Origin of the sequence: Phytopseudomonas punonensis (assembly GCF_900142655.1) — a bacterium.
GTDB classification, from domain to species: domain Bacteria; phylum Pseudomonadota; class Gammaproteobacteria; order Pseudomonadales; family Pseudomonadaceae; genus Aquipseudomonas; species Aquipseudomonas punonensis.
The window spans coordinates 365612-382653 of the sequence record NZ_FRBQ01000002.1 but is presented as its reverse complement, the minus strand read 5'-3'; the positions used below and the strand labels follow the sequence as shown (position 1 = coordinate 382653).

Below are 17042 nucleotides of genomic sequence, written 5' to 3'. Positions count from 1 at the left end.
TCATGCGGCGGACTGCAAGAGCGCCCTGCGACCTGCTTTGGCCCCGCTATATATAGTGGCGGTCGCAGCAAGGTCAAGGGCGAGTATCTTCGAGATCGACCTCAGGGACGACGCAGAACGCTCGTTTCGGCTTCGACAAAAGCAAAGCGCGGAACGTGCTTGCCGTCCAGTTCGACCTCGCCGGTAAACATCTCCAGCGGCCGCACCCAGAGCCCAAACTCGCCATACAGCGCCTGATAGACGACAACCTGCTCTTGCGTCTCCGAGTGCCGGGCCACACCCAACACACGGTACTCGGGACCTTTGTAATGACGGTAGAGACCGGGCTGCAGCGACATCATTCAATTTCCTGGAAATATTTTTCGTTCGATAGAAAGGTCGGCCGGTATTTCGTGCAACGGGCCGAACCTGGGTAGCCATGCGACATGGCAGGCTCCTAAAAACAAAAGCCGGGGCAGAAGCCCCGGCTGTGCAACAGATACCGCGAATCCGTTCAAAGGTGCGCGAGCTAGAGCTATGCAAGGCAAAATCAGGCGAGAAAAGCGCAGTTTACTGATGTAAATGAGCATTTCGAGTCTACTTTTAACGCAGCAGAGCCGACGCGCAGCAGCCTTTGGCGGATTCTCAGATGCGCTCGAACACCGTGGTGATACCCTGCCCCAGGCCAACACACATGGTCGCAACGCCGAAGGTGCCGTTGTTCTGCTTCATCACATTCAGCAGGGTACCGGAGATACGCGCCCCGGAACAACCGAACGGGTGGCCCAGTGCGATAGCGCCGCCGTGCAGGTTGACCTTCTCTTCCATCTTGTCGAGCAGCTTGAGGTCTTTCAGCACGGGCAGGGCCTGGGCAGCGAAGGCTTCGTTGAGCTCGACGAAATCGATGTCATCGATGGTCAGCCCGGCGCGCTTGAGGGCCTTCTGGGTCGACGGTACCGGGCCGTAACCCATGATCGCCGGATCGACACCGGCCACGGCCATGGCGCGAACTACGGCCATCGGCTGGATACCCAGATCCTGGGCGCGCTGAGCGCTCATGACGATCATGCAGGAGGCGCCATCGGTGATCTGCGAGGAAGTACCCGCCGTGACGGTGCCGCCCTTGGGATTGAACGCCGGCTTGAGGTTGGCCAGGCTTTCCAGGGTGGTTTCCGGGCGAATGGTCTCGTCGTAGTCGAAGACCTTGAGGAAGCCGTTCTCGTCATAGCCCTGCAGCGGGATGATCTCGTCCTTGAACTTGCCTTCCAGCGTGGCCTTGTGGGCCAGCTGGTGCGAACGTACGCCGAACTTGTCCTGGGCTTCGCGGGTAATGCCGTGCATCTTGCCCAGCATCTCGGCGGTCAGGCCCATCATGCCGGACGCCTTGGCGGCATACAGCGACAGGTGCGGGTTCGGGTCGACGCCATGCATCATGCCGACGTGGCCCATGTGCTCAACGCCACCGACCACGAACACATCGCCGTTGCCGGTCTGGATCGCCTGCACGGCGGTATGCAGGGCGCTCATCGACGAGCCGCACAGGCGGCTGACGGTTTGCCCGGCACTGGTGTGCGGGATCTGGGTCATCAGCGACGCCATGCGCGCGATGTTCCAGCCCTGCTCCAGGGTTTGGTTGACGCAACCCCAAATGACGTCTTCGACTTCTTTAGGGTCGACCTTGCTGTTGCGCTCCAGCAGTTTGCTGATCAGCTGCGCCGACATCGTTTCGGCACGGATATTACGGTGCATGCCGCCCTTGGAACGTCCCATCGGGGTACGGCCGAAGTCGACGATGACTGCATCTCTTGGATTCAGGCTCATAAATTCACTCTCGCTCCAATCGTTGCGCGATTAACCAAAGAAGGTCTGGCCGTTTTTGGCCATTTCACGCAGTTTCTCGGTCGGCTTATACAGCGCGCCCAGATCGGCGTACTTGTCGGCCAGGGCCACGAATTCGGCAACCCCGACACTGTCTATGTAGCGCAGCGCACCACCGCGGAACGGTGGGAAACCGATGCCGTAGATCAGGCCCATATCAGCCTCGGCAGCCGTTTCGACGATACCGTCTTCCAGGCAGCGTACGGTTTCCAGGCACAGCGGGATCATCATGGTGTTAATGATGTCCTCGTCGCTCAGCTCACGCTGCTCGACCACGATCGACTTGAGCAGTTCGTAAGCCTCAGGGTCGGTGACCTTCTTCGGCTTGCCGCGCTTGTCGGTCTCGTAGGCGTAGAAGCCCTTGCCGTTCTTCTGGCCCAGGCGGTTGGCTTCGTACATCACGTCGACCGCGGTGCGGCCTTCGACTGCCATGCGATCCGGGAAGCCCTCAGCCATCACGTCACGGCCGTGGTGGCCGGTGTCGATACCGACCACATCGGACAGGTAAGCCGGGCCCATGGGCCAGCCGAACTTCTCCATCACCTTGTCGACGCGGGCGAAGTCGACGCCGAAACTGAGCAGCTTGGCGAAACCGCCAAAGTACGGGAACAGGATGCGGTTTACCAAAAAACCCGGGCAGTCGTTGACCACGATCGGGTTCTTGCCCATCTTCTTGGCGTACGCCACGGTGGTGGCAACGGCCTTGTCGCTGGACTTCTCGCCACGGATGACTTCGACCAGCGGCATCATGTGCACCGGGTTGAAGAAGTGCATGCCGACGAAGTTTTCCGGACGCTTGAGCGCCTTGGCCAGCAGGCTGATGGAAATGGTCGAGGTATTGGACGCCAGAATGGTGTCTTCCTTGACCGTAGCCTCGACCTCGGCCAGTACAGCCTGCTTAACCTTGGGGTTCTCGACTACGGCTTCGACGACAATGTCGACGTGGCCGAAATCACCGTAGGACATGGTCGGACGAATGGAGCTCAGCGATTCAGCCATCTGCGCGGTGGTCATGCGGCCTTTCTCGACGCGCTTGCCGAGCAACTTGGAGGCCTCATTGAGGCCCATCTTGATGCCTTCTTCGCGGATATCCTTCATCAGGATCGGCGTGCCTTTGGACGCTGACTGATAGGCGATACCGCCACCCATGATGCCGGCACCGAGCACGGCGGCCAGTTTCACATCCTGGGCAATAGCGTCGTGGGCCTTGGCTTTCTTCTTCAGTTCCTGGTCATTGAGGAACAAGCCGATCAGGCTTTCCGCAACCGAAGTCTTGGCCAGCTTGGCGAAACCGGCGGCTTCGACTTCGAGCGCCTTGTCACGGCCAAAGTTGGCGGCTTTCTGAATGGTTTTGATCGCTTCGACCGGCGCCGGGTAGTTCGGGCCAGCCTGGCCGGCAACGAAACCCTTGGCGGTTTCGAAGGCCATCATCTGTTCGATGGCGTTGAGCTTGAGCTTTTCCAGCTTCGGCTGACGCTTGGCCTTGTAATCCAGCTCGCCGGAGATGGCGCGCTTGATCAGGTCCAGAGCACCGGCCTGCAGTTTGTCAGCACTGACCACAGCGTCCACTGCACCCACCTTGAGGGCTTCTTCGGCGCGGTTTTCCTTGCCGGAGGCAATCCACTCGACGGCGTTGTCGGTACCGATCAGACGAGGCAGACGCACGGTGCCGCCAAAGCCCGGATAGATACCCAATTTGACTTCAGGCAGGCCGATCTTGGCGCCTTCGGCCATGACGCGGTAATCCGCAGCCAGGCACATTTCCAGACCGCCACCGAGGGCGATGCCGTTGATGGCGACGACGGTAGGCACGCTCAGGTCTTCGAAATCGCTGAAGATTTTATTGGCTTCCAGACTGCTGGAGACCAGTTGCTCTTCAGGCAGTTTGAAGTTGTCGACGAACTCGGTGATATCGGCACCGACGATGAATACGTCTTTGCCGCTGCTGACGATTACGCCTTTGATCGAGGCATCAGCCTTGATCGCGTCGACGGACTGACGGAGCTCGCTCAGGGTCAGACGATTGAATTTGTTGACGGACTCACCCTTGAGATCGAACTTGAGTTCGACGATGCCGCTTTCAAGAGCCTTAACCGTGATGGCTTTACCTTCGTAAATCATCAACTGATCTCCACGCTAGGGAATCTGAACAGTACACATCGAGCCAACCAGCCAACTCGCGTCACGAAAACCGTAGACGAAAATCCGCTACCCACCGATGCGATATTCGGACTGGATTGGGCACTGCCAAAGCGGCAAACGCTCAATTCATACGCCCGTTTGATTTGGGTGAGCACACATTCACGGAAAAGCCGTGGATTGTCAAATGGCGTTATGTAGCCGCCTGCGAGCGCCACTACGCAGACCATACAGTCACGCGAGCCTGCAGCGAAAAGCCAATCATCGGCGCCGATAACCCATCATTCGCCAGGCATGTGCCGGCTTCATCTGGCCGCTAGCCAAACGGCGCGACCGCGGGTACAGTCGCGCCGTCCGGCTGCCACCGGCCAATCAAAAACAACAAGAACGATAGAACACCGAGGTTTCAGCATGCCGACACCGTTGCGTGCCTTCTCTCTGAATATTCTCCTGCTCGCCGCCCTGCTGGCACCTGGCGCCACAAAGGCCGACACCACTGGCGCGCTGCGCGGGCTACAGAGCTTTCATCTCGCCACCCAGAAAAGCCTTGCCGACTTCTACATGTACAACAGCATGGAAGGCGACCAGCGCTATGCGCGGATGATCGACACCTCCCGCCAGGAAGCTCGCGAGCAACTGGGCAAGCTGGCGGACCTGCCTGACGTGGGCGCCGCTCGCCTGCAGGCTCAGCTTCAGCAGCAATGGCAAGCCTATGACCAGGAGCTGACGACCCTGATGACGGCGCTGCAAAAACAGGGTTTCACGGATTTGCAGCCGGTGGCTGACATGGCCGCGCGCAACCGCCAGGTGCTGGCAACCGCCCAGGCGCTCTACGAAGCCTTGCTGCGTATGGACGGCAATGCCGTCAGCGAGCAGATGAACAGCACCCGGCAGCTCAGCCTGCTGATGCAAAGCATCGCCGTGAACTACGCAGCGCGCAGTGCAGCGGTAGGTGCGAGTTTCTCGGCAGATAGCAGCGAACGCCCCATCGAAGAGCTGGTCGCCGACTTTGCCGCGCGCCTGATCGCATTGCGCGGCCAGGCGGGTAACAGCGCAGCGATCAATACGACGCTCGACGGCGTGGCCACCAAATGGCGATATATCGAGAACTCACTGCGCAACTACAACGAGAAGAGCGTGCCCTTCGTCGTCAGCAAATACTCGGACAGCATCATCCGCAGCCTGACTGAAGCGGGTGAGCTGTATGCGCAGCAAGGCAATTCCTGATGACCGGCTATCTGTGCTTCGCCTGGCAAGGCTCAGGCACGCGCCTTGAGAAAGGCCGCAATCGCGGCCAGGGACTCTGGATGCGCCCGCTCACCCCAGAACAAGGCGATCATCTGCGGCGTGGCTTCCGCCTTGTAGACATCCGCCGGCAAGGTCGCGAGCTGAGCCGCCAGCGGCGCGTCCGCACAGGGCTCCTGCCATTTATTCACCCAAACACCGGGCTCACGCTGCCAGTAACACCAGCTGTCCTGCCGCCCACGCGGACGCGGGTGATGGTATTGCGGGCACGGGCTGGGCGGCGTTTTGCTCAGCCAGTACGGCCATTCTTCACGCGCCAGCTGCATCGCCAGCCCCATGCGCCGCGCCTCGAGGCGAACGTCCATCTGCCCGCGTTGACGCCGCGATGGCACCAGCCAAACCAGCGGGCTAAGCGCAACGATGAGTAAGGCGACAACGATCCAACCCGTCATATTTTCTATCTCGACTGCGCAACCTGTGGTAAATGCTCAAACCAGCCATACTTGAAATCACTGGTCACCCTTAAAGGAGACAACCCCATGTCCTACCAGCACATTCTGGTCGCCGTCGATCTGACCGAGGAGTGCGACCCGGTAATGAAGCGCGCCCAGGCTCTGGCCGGCAGCACTCAAGCCAAACTCTCCGTGGTGCATATCGTCGAGCCGATGGCCATGGCCTTTGGCGGCGACGTACCGATGGATCTGTCGATGCTGCAACAGCAGCAGTTCGAACAGGCCAAGGAGCGCCTTGACGCTTTTGCCGTCAAATACCCTCAACTCAGCGCCGAGAGCCGCCACCTGGCTTACGGCCAACCGCGCCAGGAAATTCATCGCCTGGCATCCGAACAGCACTGCGACCTGATCATCGTTGGCAGCCATGGCCGTCACGGCCTGGCTTTGCTGCTCGGCTCCACCGCCAACGACGTACTGCATGGCGCCCCCTGCGACGTGCTGGCGGTCAGCCTGAAGAAACCAACGGCCTGATCAGCCTGCAGTACAGCGAACAACGCCGGGCAAAAGCCCGGCGTTTTCATATCCGCGAGTTGCTCACCGGCATCAGCCTTCCAGCTCAGCCCAACGCTCGACCAGCCGCTCCAGCTCTTCCTGCTGCGCCTGCAACTGCGCCAATACTGCCGCAGTTTGCTCACCGGACTGCTGATAGAACGCAGGGTCCGCGATCTTGGCTTCCAGCTCGGCGATCTTCTGTTCAGCGACATCGATCTGCTCGGGCATCGCATCGAGCTCACGCTGGTGCTTGTAGCTGAGTTTCTTCTTGGCTGCAGGAGCGCTGTCTGCCGGCTCGGCAACGGGTGCAGCGACAGGTGTTTCGACGACCGCAGAGCCCAGCTCGGCCTTGCCTGATTTGGTTTCGCCCACGCCGAGCAGGCGTGGCGAGCCACCCTGACGCAGCCAGTCCTGATAACCACCGACGTATTCGCGCACCTTGCCTTCACCCTCGAAGACCAGCGTGCTGGTGACCACGTTGTCGAGAAATGCCCGGTCGTGGCTGACCATTAGCACAGTGCCCTTGAAGTTCGACAGCACCTCTTCGAGCAGCTCAAGGGTTTCCACATCAAGGTCGTTGGTCGGTTCGTCGAGTACCAGCAGGTTGGCTGGCTTGCTGAACAGCTTGGCCAGCAGCAGACGCGCACGCTCGCCACCAGACAACGCCTTGACCGGCGTACGAGCACGCTGCGGACTGAACAGGAAGTCGCCCAGGTAGCTCAGCACATGGCGGTTCTGGCCGTCGATCTCGATGAAATCGCGACCCTCGGAGATGTTGTCGATCACGGTCTTTTCCAGATCGAGCTGATGGCGCAGCTGATCGAAATAAGCCACTTCGATCTTGGTGCCCTGTTCAACCTTGCCGGCGCTAGGCTGCAGACCATCGAGCATCAGCTTGAGCAGCGTGGTTTTGCCGGTCCCGTTGGCGCCGAGCAGACCGATGCGGTCGCCACGCTGCAGCACCATGGAAAAGTCCTTGATCAGCAGCGGGCCATCCGGGTGAGCGAAGCTGACGTTCTCCAGCACCATCACCTGCTTGCCAGACTTGTCCGCCACATCCAGCTGAATATTCGCCTTGCCGGTGCGCTCACGACGCTCGCTGCGCTCCATACGCAAGGCTTTCAGGGCACGCACGCGGCCTTCGTTACGGGTACGGCGGGCCTTGATACCCTGGCGGATCCACACCTCTTCCTGGGCGAGTTTCTTGTCGAACAGCGCGTTGGCGGTTTCTTCGGCGGCCAGGGCGGCTTCCTTATGAACCAGGAAGCTGGCGTAATCGCCGTTCCAGTCGATCAGGCCGCCGCGGTCCAGCTCAAGAATGCGCGTGGCCAGGCTCTGCAGGAATGCCCGGTCGTGGGTGATGAACAGCACCGCGCCCTGGAAGTCCTTGATGGCCTCTTCGAGCCAGGCGATAGCGCCGATGTCCAGGTGGTTGGTAGGCTCGTCGAGCAGCAGCAGGTCCGGCTCGCTGACCAGTGCCTGAGCCAACAGCACACGTCGACGCCAGCCACCGGATAGCTCGGCCAGGGTTTTGTCGGCCGGCAACTGCAGGCGGCTCAGGGTGCTGTCTACCAGCTGCTGCAGGCGCCAGCCATCCTTCGCTTCGAGCTCCTGCTGTACATGCATGAGCTTGTTGAGGTCGTCTTCGGTCACGCAGTTCTGCGCCAGATGGTGATACTGGGCGAGCAGCTCGCCAACGCCATCGAGACCTTGGGCGACCACGTCGAATACCGTACGGCCGTCGGCCACCGGCAACTCCTGGGGCAACTCACCAATCTTCAGGCCCGGCGCGCGCCAGACAGCGCCGTCATCGGGTTTCTGATCGCCCTTCACCAGTTTGAGCATGCTCGACTTGCCGGTGCCGTTACGGCCGATGATGCACACCCGCTCGCCCCGGGCGATCTGCCAAGACACCTTGTCCAGCAGCGGCATGGCGCCAAAGGCCAGGGAAACATCGGTGAACTTGAGCAGGGTCATGAAGGTTGCCTCGACAATACGCAGGAGTGGTGGGCGAAAACCTGTGCGAACGCGACCAGGGGCTCGCTGTAGCCGACCACGAAACTGATCTGACCGACGCATGCGCCAGCCAAAAACGGGGACGTATTCTAACCGAGAAGGCCGGCGGCGTCTGTTGGCCTCGGCACCGGTCATCGACGTGACATAAACAGACATGCGCAGAGAGCCGGCGGCCCTTTCGCGTCAACCCGGCAAAAGGCTAAGCTAGCGACCGTTGCCATGGCCGCGCCCGATGGTTACTACACAACACGGCGCTTACCGGCACCTGCCCCAAGGGCACACCAGGCGACCTGCATCAGCTAGATCGCGCCCGCTCACGAGATCACCCCGGAAGTACCATGCGCTGTCGTTTGCCCAGTCTGCTGTCCTGCCTGATTCTTTGCGCCGCTGCATCCACGCTCAGCCAGGCCGCGAGCCTGCAACAGCAGCGCCAGTACTACGACGAAGCCAAAGCCGCGCTCGCCAAAGGCGACAAAGGCCCCTATGAGCGATACGCCGGCGCCCTGCGCGATTACCCGCTGACGCCTTACCTCGCATACGACGAGCTAACCGCACGCCTGAAGTGGGCTAGCAATCAGGAAATCGAAGGCTTTCTCGCCGCTAACGGCGATCTACCGCAAGCGAGCTGGATGAAGTTGCGCTGGCTGCGCTGGCTGGCCGAGCGTGGTGAATGGCAGACCTTCGCCAAGTACTACGATCCGGCGCTCAACTTCACCGAACTCGACTGCCTCAACGGCCAGCGCCAGCTCATTCAGGGCCAGCGCGCCGAAGGCTACGCTACCGCCGAGAAGCTCTGGCTGGTTGGCAAGTCGCAGCCTGAAGCCTGTAACCGCCTGTTCGAGCGCTGGGCGGCAGAAGGCCAGATGACCGAGCAGCGCCGCTGGCAGCGCACCAAACTGGCCGCCGAGGCGCGCAACTACAGCCTGGCAACTGTCCTGAGCAAGGACCTGCCAACGCTCAGCAACCACGGCAAGCTGCTCGTCGAGGTCGCCCAGAAACCACAAATGCTTACCCAGACCGCGCGCTTCACGCCGGCCGACGACGCCATGGGTGACGTGGTAAGCCTAGGCCTGCGGCGCCTGGCTCGTCAGGACCCGGAACAGGCACTGAGTCTGCTCGAGGGTTACTCGCAGCGCATGCGTTTCTCCGAACAGGAAAAGGTCGCCATCGCCAACGAGATAGGCCTGACTCTGGCACGACGTTTCGACCCGCGCGCGCTCGATGTGATGGCCAAGTACGATCCCAACCTACGCGACGACACCGTCAGCGAATGGCGCGCTCGTCTGCTGCTGCGCCTGGGCCGCTGGGACGACGCCTACAAGCTGATCAACCGTATGCCCGAATCCCTGGCCACGACCAATCGCTGGCGTTATTGGCAGGCACGCAGCCTGCAGTTAGCGCAACCGAACAGCAAAGCCGCCCAACCGCTATTTCACGAACTGGCCAAGGAGCGCGACTTCTACGGCTTCATGGCGGCCGACCAGGTCAAAGAACCCTACTACCTGAAAAACGCGCCGCTGCAGCTCAGCCCGGCGGTAATGAAAAAGGTCCGGAATGCGCCCGGCATCCGCCGCGCCATGGAGTTTCACGACCGCGGCCAGGTCGTCGACGGCCGCCGCGAGTGGTACCACGCCAGCCGCCATTTCGACCGCGACGAGCTGGTCGCTCAGGCGCGTCTGGCTTACGACATGCAGTGGTACTTCCCGGCGATCCGTACCATCAGCCAGGCAAAGTACTGGGACGATCTGGACATCCGCTTCCCGATGGCTCATCGCGAGCCACTGACGGCCGAGGCGAAGAAGCGCGGCCTGCACTCCAGCTGGGTATTCGCCATTACCCGCCAGGAAAGCGGCTTTATGGCTGACGCCAAATCCCATGTGGGCGCCATGGGCCTGATGCAGGTGATGCCGGCCACCGCCAAGGAAACCGCACGCAAGTTCGGCATTCCACTGAGCAACCCGAACAATGCCCTGCTGCCCAGCGTCAACATCCAGCTGGGCGCCGCCTATCTGAGCCAGATCTACGGTCAGTTCAATGGCAATCGGGTGCTGGCGTCGGCGGCCTACAACGCTGGCCCGGGCCGCGTTCGGCAGTGGCTGCGCGGTGCCAATCACCTGTCCTACGACGTGTGGGTAGAAAACATTCCGTTCAACGAAACCCGCCAGTACGTGCAGAACGTGCTGTCCTACGCGGTGATCTACGGCGACAAGCTCAACGCTCCGCAGCCGCTGGTGGGCTGGCACGAGCGTTATTTCGATCAGTAGAAGCGCTGCATCGCGTCTTCATATCGGCACCCGAGGCAATCCCCAGGTGTCGCTGCGCTCGACACGGGCTACATCCAGAATGAATGCATCAACCTACGCCAGCACCTCGATCGGCATGCCGACCTGCAGCTCGAGCTCGCCGCTGCCGTGGTTGATCAGGTTTTGCCCGAACAGAATGCCACCTTCGCCCTGGCGATAGCTGCGCAGCGTGGTGAGTGGCTCACGGTCAGCACTGCGCTCACCGGTCTGCGGGTCGATAGTGGTGATCACGCACCGCGCACAACGCTTGGCGAGAGTGAATTCGACACCGCCGATGCGAATGCGCGTCCAGCTGTCCTCGGCGTAGGGCTCACTGCCTTGCACCACCAGATTGGGGCGAAAGCGCAGCATCTCCAGCGGTCTGCCGACACGGGCGACCAAGTCATCCAGTGACGCCTGGCCGATCAATAGCAACGGGAAGCCATCAGCGAAGCCGACCTTCTCGTCATCATTGAGGTTGCCTTCGATGTAGCGCGCCCGATCTTCCGGCACGTGAACCAGGCGGCAGGCTTTGCCCAGAAACTCACTGCCCCAGACCGCGGCCTCGTCGCCAGCATCCGGCACACGCAGGGTATCGCGCCAGATGATCACGCCACGCAATGCTTGATCAGGTTCTGGCAGCGCCACCTGCAGCGCGGGCATGCCAGGCGCTTCGAGCGAGAGACCGCCAGAGGCATTCCAGCGCGCCTGCAGTTGGCTCATATGCGGGAAGGTACGCTGCGTCATGAACCGTCCGTTCTGCGCATCGACGAACATCCAGCGGCGATCGCCAGCCACGCCCAAAGCGTCGAGCTGCAGGCTTGGCATGGATTCACCCATGGCGGATTTCAGAGGGAAGCGGTACAGCGCGGAGAGATGCATGGCTCGGCGTCCTGACTTGAGCGAAACGGCGGTTATACGCAAACCGCCGTAATGGCTCAAGCTGCCGGAGTTTTACTTTTCGTCGAGAGCAAGACGCTGACGAATTACATCCACCAGCTTGTCGGGCTGGAATTTGGACAGGAAGTTGTCGCAACCCACCTTCTTGACCATGGCATCGTTGAAGCTGCCGGACAACGAGGTGTGCAGCACGACATACAGATCACGCAGGCGTGGATCCTGGCGAATTTCGGTGGTTAGACGGTAGCCATCCATTTCCGGCATTTCGGCGTCGGTGAACATCATCAGCAACTTGTCGGTGATGACCACGCCGGAATCTGCCCAGGCCTTGAGCATCTGCAGGCCTTTGAGCCCGTCGGTGGCGATGTGCATTTTCATGCCGAGTTGCGAAAGGGTATCGCGCAACTGCGCCAGGGCCACGCTGGAGTCATCGACCAGCAGTACTTCGCGACCGCGGGCTTTTTCCAGCAGCGGGTCGGCCAGGCGGTCACCGGAAATGCGCGTGTCGTAAGGCACAATCTCGGCCAGTACCTTTTCGACGTCGATGATTTCCACCAGTTGGTCATCGACCTTGGTGATCGCCGTCAGGTAATGCTGGCGCCCTGCTCCGCCCGGTGGCGGCAGGATGGATTCCCAGTTGAGGTTGAGAATGCGGTCGACGCCACCGACCAGGAACGCCTGAATCGAGCGGTTGTATTCGGTGACGATGATGGTGCTGCGCTCGTCCGGCACGATCGGGCGCATGCCGATGGCCTGGGACAGATCGATGACCGGCAGAGTCTGGCCACGCAGGTGGATCACCCCGCAAACGAACCGATGCCGATGAGGCATCAAGGTCAGCTTGGGCATGTGCAGCACTTCCTGCACCTTGAACACGTTGATGGCGAACAATTGCCGGCCTGCCAGGCGGAACATCAGAATTTCCAGGCGGTTCTCACCTACCAGCTGCGTCCGTTGATCAACGGTGTCGAGAATACCGGCCATTATTCGCTCCTGTGAGGCGTAGTGTTCGTATGAAGCTATCGGCCAGTCGTGCAATTACTGTAGCGGGCATGGCGCAACGCCATCTTGCACCAGCGCACTGCGCCGCACCAGTGCCAGCGTACTCAGTCTTGTAATAAAGGTGAGGCGGCCGGCAAATGCAAACGCAACGCCCGTGGCCGCGCGGCAAAACGCAGTTTATGGCCGCCACGAGGCTCTCCGTCGAGGTTCAGATCCAGTCCTTCTGGCGCATCGATTTCCAGCCATGGCAGCCGCGCGCTGATCGATACGCCCTCGATGCCTTTCAGGCCGCCGGACAACAGCGTGCCCAGAGTACCAACCACATCCGGCGCAGCCGGCACGATGCACACATCCAGCAGGCCATCGTCTATCCGGGCATGCGGGCACAGCACGTGGCCGCCACCGGCCTGGCGGCCATTGCCGATGCCCAGAGCGAGAAACTCACCTTCCCACTCGAAATCAGGCCCTTTGAAGCGACCAAAGGCCGAACGAACCTCAGCGAAACGGGTCAGGCCGGTGAGCATGTAGGCCGCGCCACCCAGAAAGCGCTTGAGGTCTTCGGAGGTGTTGGCAGTGATATTGGAGCCGAAACCGCCGGTGGCCATGTTGAGGAAAAGCTCACCATCGACTTCACCCAGGTCGATGGGCTGCGCTGGCGTGTCGAGCAAACGCAGCGCTTCGCCCGGCGCAAGCGGAATACCGGCGGAGTTGGCGAAGTCATTGGCGGTGCCCAGGGGCAGCAGCACCAGACTAGCATCGGCGTCTGCCTTGGCCATTGCCTCGGCAACGTCACGCAGGGTGCCGTCGCCGCCGCCGGCAATCAGCGTCGGGTAACCGGCCTGCAAGGCTTCGGCGACAAGACGCTGGGCATCACCCGCTTCCCAGGTCAGCCGCACGGCAAGATCCCAACCGCGCTCACGCTGGGCCTTGACCGCCGCACGCACCTCTTCATTGAGGGACTGCTTACCATGCAGGATCAACAGTGCTTTACGCTCTTGCATAACGGCTCCGAAAACGCGATTGAGGACAGTGCTGCCTATGCAGACAGCAGGCCGGCGAAATAATCACGTTTATCGCTGCTGCATTGCGGCCTGTAGCTCAGAGTGTCAGCCGAGCAGCTCACTCATTGGAATGAAGCGCAGGCTGTCGCCTTCGGCAAGGCTATGGCCTTCCAGCACTTCAGCCAGTCCTTCGGCCCAAGCGGCGCTACGCAGTACCCCGGAACTCTGGTTCGAGTAAGGCACCACACGTCCGTTCTCTAAGCGCGCACGCAGGAACTCGCGGCGCTTGCCTGGCTTGGGCCAGGAAAAGCCCGCTGGTACGTGAAAGCCCAGCGGGCTGACTTTCTGCACACCAAGGCGGCGCAGCAGATAAGGCCGCGCCAACAGTCCGAAGGTCACTAGCGTCGACGCCGGATTGCCCGGCAGGCCGATTACCGGCCGCCCGCGGAACTCGCCAACGGTCAGCGGCTTGCCCGGTTTGATTGCCAGCTTCCACAGGGCCAGCTCGCCGGCCTCGCGCAGCGCAATACCGAGAAAGTCCGCCTCGCCGACTGACACGCCACCAGTGGACAGAATCAGGTCGACATCCTGCAGCGCGCCGAGCGCTTCGCGCGTGCGTTCAAGGTCATCGGGCAGGATGCCGCCATCAATGACTTCACAGCCCAGGCGCTGCAGCCAGGCCACCAGCAGGTAGCGGTTGCTGTTGTAGATCTGCCCGGCGCCAAGTGCCCGGCCAGGCTCGACCAGCTCGTCACCGGTGGACAGCACGGCCACCCGCGGCCTGCTGCGTACCGGCAATTGCGCCAGGCCAATGGACGCTGCCAGCCCCAGCTCGATCGGCCCCAGCCGCATACCCGCGGCGAGCAGCGTTTCGCCAGTGCGGGTTTCCTGCCCTTGAGGGCGGATGTTATGCGCAACTTTCAGCGGCTGATTGAAATGCACGCGGCCGTCATCCGTAAGGCTGACGTTCTCCTGCATTTCCACGGTATCTGCGCCAACCGGAATCGGCGCGCCAGTGAAAATACGCGCGCAGGTACCCGGCTGCAGTGCGTCGGGCGCGGTGCCAGCAAGAATGCGCTGGCTAACCAGCAGCGCCTCGCCCTGCCAGTCCGCCAGGCGCAAGGCATAGCCATCCATGGCGCTGTTCGCCCAGGGCGGCAGATCCAGGCCAGCGATCATCGGCTCGGCCAGTACGCGCCCGTCAGCATCGGCCAGATCAACAGATTCCTGACCACGTATAGGCGTAGCCTCGGCCAGCGCAAGCAAGCGCTCCAGCGCCTGCTCCATCGACATTAATGGCGCATGGGGCTCGCTCATCCGCGGCTCTCGCAAGGTGCTGCGAGCTTGAGGTGTGGCACGAAATTACACGGGCGATGGCGAGCATCGAGCTGCTCGGCAAGGATGCCGTCCCAGCCGGTGCGACAGGCATTGGTCGAGCCCGGCAGGCAGCACACCAGCGTGCCATTGGCCAGGCCGGCCAGTGCCCGAGATTGAATGGTGGAGGTGCCGATATCGGCCGTGGAGATCTGTCGAAACAGCTCACCAAAACCGTCGACCTGTTTGTCCAGCAGGCAGGCTACCGCTTCTGGCGTGCTGTCACGGCCAGTGAAGCCTGTGCCACCAGTGATCAGCACGACCTGCACTACGTCCTCGGCGATCCAGGTCGCAACCTGCGCGCGGATCTTGTAGAGGTCGTCCTTGAGCAGCACTCGCTCGGCCAAGTTATGCCCTGCCGCTTTCAGGCGATCTACGAAAAGTTGCCCGGAGGTATCGGTTTCCAGCGTGCGGGTATCGCTAACGGTCAAAACGGCGATATTCAGGGGCACGAATGGCGCATCGGCCTTGTGGCTCATGGCAGGCTTCCAGTTGTCGTGAACAATGGCTGGTGTTATACCACAGCGCCATCTCCGGAGACCCCGCCATGCCCGCCCCAGACCCGTCTCAGCCCTTCTCGGTGGCCGTGCTCGCAGGCGGGCGCGGCCAGCGTATGGGCGGGCTCGACAAGGGTTTGGTGGCCTGGCAAGCGCGACCAATGATCGCATGGCTGCACGAGGTAGTAAGGCCGCTGACGGATGATCTGATCATCTCCTGCAACCGTAATCAGGATACCTACGCTGCCTACGCCGACCGCCTGGTTGGCGACGACAGCGCCGATTACCCCGGCCCGCTGGCCGGCATACGCGCAGCGCTGCAAGTGGCCCGCCATCCCTTACTGCTGGTACTGCCTTGCGACGCGCCCAGAGTGGATCGTGCGCTAATCGAAAGCCTGCTGGCAGTGGCGGCCGATGGCCCTGTCATGGCACAACGCGGCGGCTACTGGGAGCCACTGTTCGCTGTTATCCCGCGCAGCTTGCTGCCATCGCTCGAACAGGCCTGGCAGGCGGGAGAGCGCAGCACCCAACGCTGGCTGCGCCATCATCAGCCCGCTGCACTGCTCTGCGATATCGACGATCCGCGCCTGAGCAACCTCAATTCGCCGGAGCTGCTCCAGTAACGCACTTGCAGCGAGCGCGCCCCGGGTGGATAAATACCGTGGAACTTGGGTTCGACATGCTCGTCTGAGCCAAGGTAATCACTCAGTTTCGATTTAAGGAGACATGCCATGAAGCAACGGACTACCGCTGCGTTTCTACTCGCCTTCGGCCTGGTTACCCTGGCTGGCTGTTCCACGCCATCGGTGATCACCCTGAATGACGGCCGGGAAATCCAGACCGTAGATCGTCCTGATTTCGATAGCGACTCGGGCTTCTATGAGTTTGAGCAACTGGACGGCAAACGCACCAAAGTCAACAAAGATCAGGTTCGTACCGTCAAGGAACTGTAAGCGCCCTGCTCTTCAGCTGGGCGCTCGTGCAGCCACGGCGCCCAACTAAATTTTTTTGCTAACCCCTTGTGTTGCAAAAGTTTTTGAGTAGAATTTGGCGAATTCGGAGTGTAGCGCAGCTTGGTAGCGCGTCTCGTTCGGGACGAGAAGGTCGCAGGTTCGAATCCTGTCTCTCCGACCAAATCCCAAAAAACCGGCCCTTGTGGCCGTTTTTTTCGTTTTGGCACTTTCACGTCCACCCCAACCAGAAGCCATCCGTGCTTAGAGTCATGGAGCTGACTGTGCCAAAGCCAGCCCTCGGCTGGACGATGACTTTCTACAGAGCATGAAAAAGCCCGCTCAAGAGCGGGCTACTGGGGAAGCATTGGCTGCTGAAACATGGCGAACCGACTGTTCGCGAATCAGCCCCCACCGCCGCAGGCAATCAGCTCGATCAGGCCCATCTCATACCACTTGTTCTCGCAGCTCCAGCCACGCTCGAACGTCCAGGCACTGGCGGTGCTGCTGAACGCAATGCCCGCGAGCAGCAGTGCGGCCAGCTTCACGCTGCGTGAGCGAGTCTTTTTCATGTTGTCTTTCATAGAAACCTCACCGTCCATTTGGGTTGATGAGCAGCACCACGCACTAAACCCTTGGTCGCGCGCGACGCTAGCTGCAATGAAATTTTCTGACCGAACCGAGCTTGACTCAATAGAACAGGTTACCTAAAGGCCAAGTGCCAGCCTTGCTGCAGTTTCAACCACCCATAAAAAAGCCCGCCACAAGGGCGGGC

Annotated in this window: 16 protein-coding genes and 1 tRNA gene; 6 read left to right on the top strand and 11 right to left on the bottom strand. The window is 61.1% G+C overall.

All coding sequences use genetic code 11. The features are described from left to right. Window positions 1-101: 101 nt before the first annotated feature. The 3 genes from BUC40_RS08470 to fadB all read right to left on the bottom strand — a co-directional run bounded on the left by BUC40_RS08470 (window position 102) and on the right by fadB (window position 3978). Window positions 102-338 (bottom strand): DUF1653 domain-containing protein, encoded by a 237-nt coding sequence (locus tag BUC40_RS08470; RefSeq protein ID WP_073265172.1) that lies wholly within the window; start codon window positions 336-338, stop codon window positions 102-104. A 286-nt stretch (window positions 339-624) separates the two neighbouring features. Further along, a complete protein-coding gene (gene fadA / locus BUC40_RS08465; RefSeq protein WP_073264579.1) occupies window positions 625-1800 on the bottom strand; it encodes an acetyl-CoA C-acyltransferase FadA in 1176 nt (391 codons plus the stop codon). A 30-nt stretch (window positions 1801-1830) separates the two neighbouring features. After that, entirely contained in the window at window positions 1831-3978 is a 2148-nt protein-coding gene (fadB, locus tag BUC40_RS08460; RefSeq protein ID WP_073264577.1) for a fatty acid oxidation complex subunit alpha FadB, read from the bottom strand. A 429-nt stretch (window positions 3979-4407) separates the two neighbouring features. On the opposite strand from fadB, the gene BUC40_RS08455 reads away from it, so the two are divergent. Further along, complete coding sequence (locus tag BUC40_RS08455; RefSeq protein ID WP_073264575.1) at window positions 4408-5223, top strand: hypothetical protein; 816 nt, start codon at window positions 4408-4410, stop codon at window positions 5221-5223. Between the two features lie 32 nt (window positions 5224-5255). Here BUC40_RS08455 and BUC40_RS08450 read toward each other — a convergent pair whose 3' ends face one another. Then, window positions 5256-5693, bottom strand: coding sequence for a hypothetical protein (locus tag BUC40_RS08450; protein ID WP_073264573.1), 438 nt, complete (start codon window positions 5691-5693; stop codon window positions 5256-5258). Between the two features lie 87 nt (window positions 5694-5780). Between BUC40_RS08450 and BUC40_RS08445 the strand changes: the two genes are divergently transcribed. Next, on the top strand, window positions 5781-6224 hold the full coding sequence (locus BUC40_RS08445; protein WP_073264571.1) for a universal stress protein: 444 nt from the start codon (window positions 5781-5783) through the stop codon (window positions 6222-6224). Between the two features lie 72 nt (window positions 6225-6296). Here BUC40_RS08445 and BUC40_RS08440 read toward each other — a convergent pair whose 3' ends face one another. Then, complete coding sequence (locus BUC40_RS08440; protein WP_073264569.1) at window positions 6297-8222, bottom strand: ATP-binding cassette domain-containing protein; 1926 nt, start codon at window positions 8220-8222, stop codon at window positions 6297-6299. Window positions 8223-8599: 377 nt separating this feature from the next. Between BUC40_RS08440 and BUC40_RS08435 the strand changes: the two genes are divergently transcribed. Then, window positions 8600-10525, top strand: coding sequence for a transglycosylase SLT domain-containing protein (locus BUC40_RS08435; RefSeq protein ID WP_073264567.1), 1926 nt, complete (start codon window positions 8600-8602; stop codon window positions 10523-10525). Window positions 10526-10618: 93 nt separating this feature from the next. Here the strand turns inward: BUC40_RS08435 and BUC40_RS08430 are convergent, their stop codons facing one another. The 5 genes from BUC40_RS08430 to moaB all read right to left on the bottom strand — a co-directional run bounded on the left by BUC40_RS08430 (window position 10619) and on the right by moaB (window position 15299). Continuing rightward, the gene (locus tag BUC40_RS08430; protein ID WP_073264565.1) at window positions 10619-11425 is read right to left on the bottom strand and encodes an MOSC domain-containing protein; all 807 of its coding nucleotides are present in this window, start codon (window positions 11423-11425) and stop codon (window positions 10619-10621) included. A gap of 72 nt (window positions 11426-11497) precedes the next feature. Continuing rightward, on the bottom strand, window positions 11498-12427 hold the full coding sequence (locus tag BUC40_RS08425) for a chemotaxis protein CheV (RefSeq protein ID WP_073264563.1): 930 nt from the start codon (window positions 12425-12427) through the stop codon (window positions 11498-11500). A 122-nt stretch (window positions 12428-12549) separates the two neighbouring features. Then, window positions 12550-13446, bottom strand: coding sequence for a lipid kinase YegS (gene yegS / locus BUC40_RS08420; RefSeq protein WP_073264562.1), 897 nt, complete (start codon window positions 13444-13446; stop codon window positions 12550-12552). 105 nt (window positions 13447-13551) lie between these two features. Further along, complete coding sequence (locus tag BUC40_RS08415; RefSeq protein WP_073264560.1) at window positions 13552-14763, bottom strand: molybdopterin molybdotransferase MoeA; 1212 nt, start codon at window positions 14761-14763, stop codon at window positions 13552-13554. Next, window positions 14760-15299: a molybdenum cofactor biosynthesis protein B gene (gene moaB / locus BUC40_RS08410; protein WP_013792019.1), complete on the bottom strand. Its 540-nt coding sequence runs from the start codon at window positions 15297-15299 to the stop codon at window positions 14760-14762. The genes BUC40_RS08415 and moaB overlap by 4 nt, the downstream gene beginning before the upstream one ends. Before the next feature lie 68 nt (window positions 15300-15367). Here moaB and mobA point away from each other — a divergent pair, with 68 nt between their 5' ends. From mobA to BUC40_RS08395, 3 genes are all read left to right on the top strand, one after another. Next, window positions 15368-15940: a molybdenum cofactor guanylyltransferase MobA gene (gene mobA, locus BUC40_RS08405; RefSeq protein ID WP_073264557.1), complete on the top strand. Its 573-nt coding sequence runs from the start codon at window positions 15368-15370 to the stop codon at window positions 15938-15940. Window positions 15941-16048: 108 nt separating this feature from the next. Then, on the top strand, window positions 16049-16270 hold the full coding sequence (locus BUC40_RS08400; protein ID WP_073264555.1) for a YgdI/YgdR family lipoprotein: 222 nt from the start codon (window positions 16049-16051) through the stop codon (window positions 16268-16270). Between the two features lie 104 nt (window positions 16271-16374). After that, window positions 16375-16451, top strand: a tRNA-Pro gene (locus BUC40_RS08395). A 220-nt stretch (window positions 16452-16671) separates the two neighbouring features. On the opposite strand, the gene BUC40_RS08390 is transcribed toward BUC40_RS08395, so the two are convergent. Beyond that, window positions 16672-16839 (bottom strand): hypothetical protein, encoded by a 168-nt coding sequence (locus BUC40_RS08390; protein WP_244160622.1) that lies wholly within the window; start codon window positions 16837-16839, stop codon window positions 16672-16674. Window positions 16840-17042 lie beyond the last annotated feature (203 nt).

Bases quoted from the DNA above. Each gene is read 5' to 3' on its own strand.
- BUC40_RS08470 (WP_073265172.1), bottom strand. From the start codon at position 338: ATGTCGCTGCAGCCCGGTCTCTACCGTCATTACAAAGGTCCCGAGTAC.
- fadA (WP_073264579.1), bottom strand. From the start codon at position 1,800: ATGAGCCTGAATCCAAGAGATGCAGTCATCGTCGACTTCGGCCGTACC.
- fadB (WP_073264577.1), bottom strand. From the start codon at position 3,978: ATGATTTACGAAGGTAAAGCCATCACGGTTAAGGCTCTTGAAAGCGGC.
- BUC40_RS08455 (WP_073264575.1), top strand. From the start codon at position 4,408: ATGCCGACACCGTTGCGTGCCTTCTCTCTGAATATTCTCCTGCTCGCC.
- BUC40_RS08450 (WP_073264573.1), bottom strand. From the start codon at position 5,693: ATGACGGGTTGGATCGTTGTCGCCTTACTCATCGTTGCGCTTAGCCCG.
- BUC40_RS08445 (WP_073264571.1), top strand. From the start codon at position 5,781: ATGTCCTACCAGCACATTCTGGTCGCCGTCGATCTGACCGAGGAGTGC.
- BUC40_RS08440 (WP_073264569.1), bottom strand. From the start codon at position 8,222: ATGACCCTGCTCAAGTTCACCGATGTTTCCCTGGCCTTTGGCGCCATG.
- BUC40_RS08435 (WP_073264567.1), top strand. From the start codon at position 8,600: ATGCGCTGTCGTTTGCCCAGTCTGCTGTCCTGCCTGATTCTTTGCGCC.
- BUC40_RS08430 (WP_073264565.1), bottom strand. From the start codon at position 11,425: ATGCATCTCTCCGCGCTGTACCGCTTCCCTCTGAAATCCGCCATGGGT.
- BUC40_RS08425 (WP_073264563.1), bottom strand. From the start codon at position 12,427: ATGGCCGGTATTCTCGACACCGTTGATCAACGGACGCAGCTGGTAGGT.
- yegS (WP_073264562.1), bottom strand. From the start codon at position 13,446: ATGCAAGAGCGTAAAGCACTGTTGATCCTGCATGGTAAGCAGTCCCTC.
- BUC40_RS08415 (WP_073264560.1), bottom strand. From the start codon at position 14,763: ATGAGCGAGCCCCATGCGCCATTAATGTCGATGGAGCAGGCGCTGGAG.
- moaB (WP_013792019.1), bottom strand. From the start codon at position 15,299: ATGAGCCACAAGGCCGATGCGCCATTCGTGCCCCTGAATATCGCCGTT.
- mobA (WP_073264557.1), top strand. From the start codon at position 15,368: ATGCCCGCCCCAGACCCGTCTCAGCCCTTCTCGGTGGCCGTGCTCGCA.
- BUC40_RS08400 (WP_073264555.1), top strand. From the start codon at position 16,049: ATGAAGCAACGGACTACCGCTGCGTTTCTACTCGCCTTCGGCCTGGTT.
- BUC40_RS08390 (WP_244160622.1), bottom strand. From the start codon at position 16,839: ATGAAAAAGACTCGCTCACGCAGCGTGAAGCTGGCCGCACTGCTGCTC.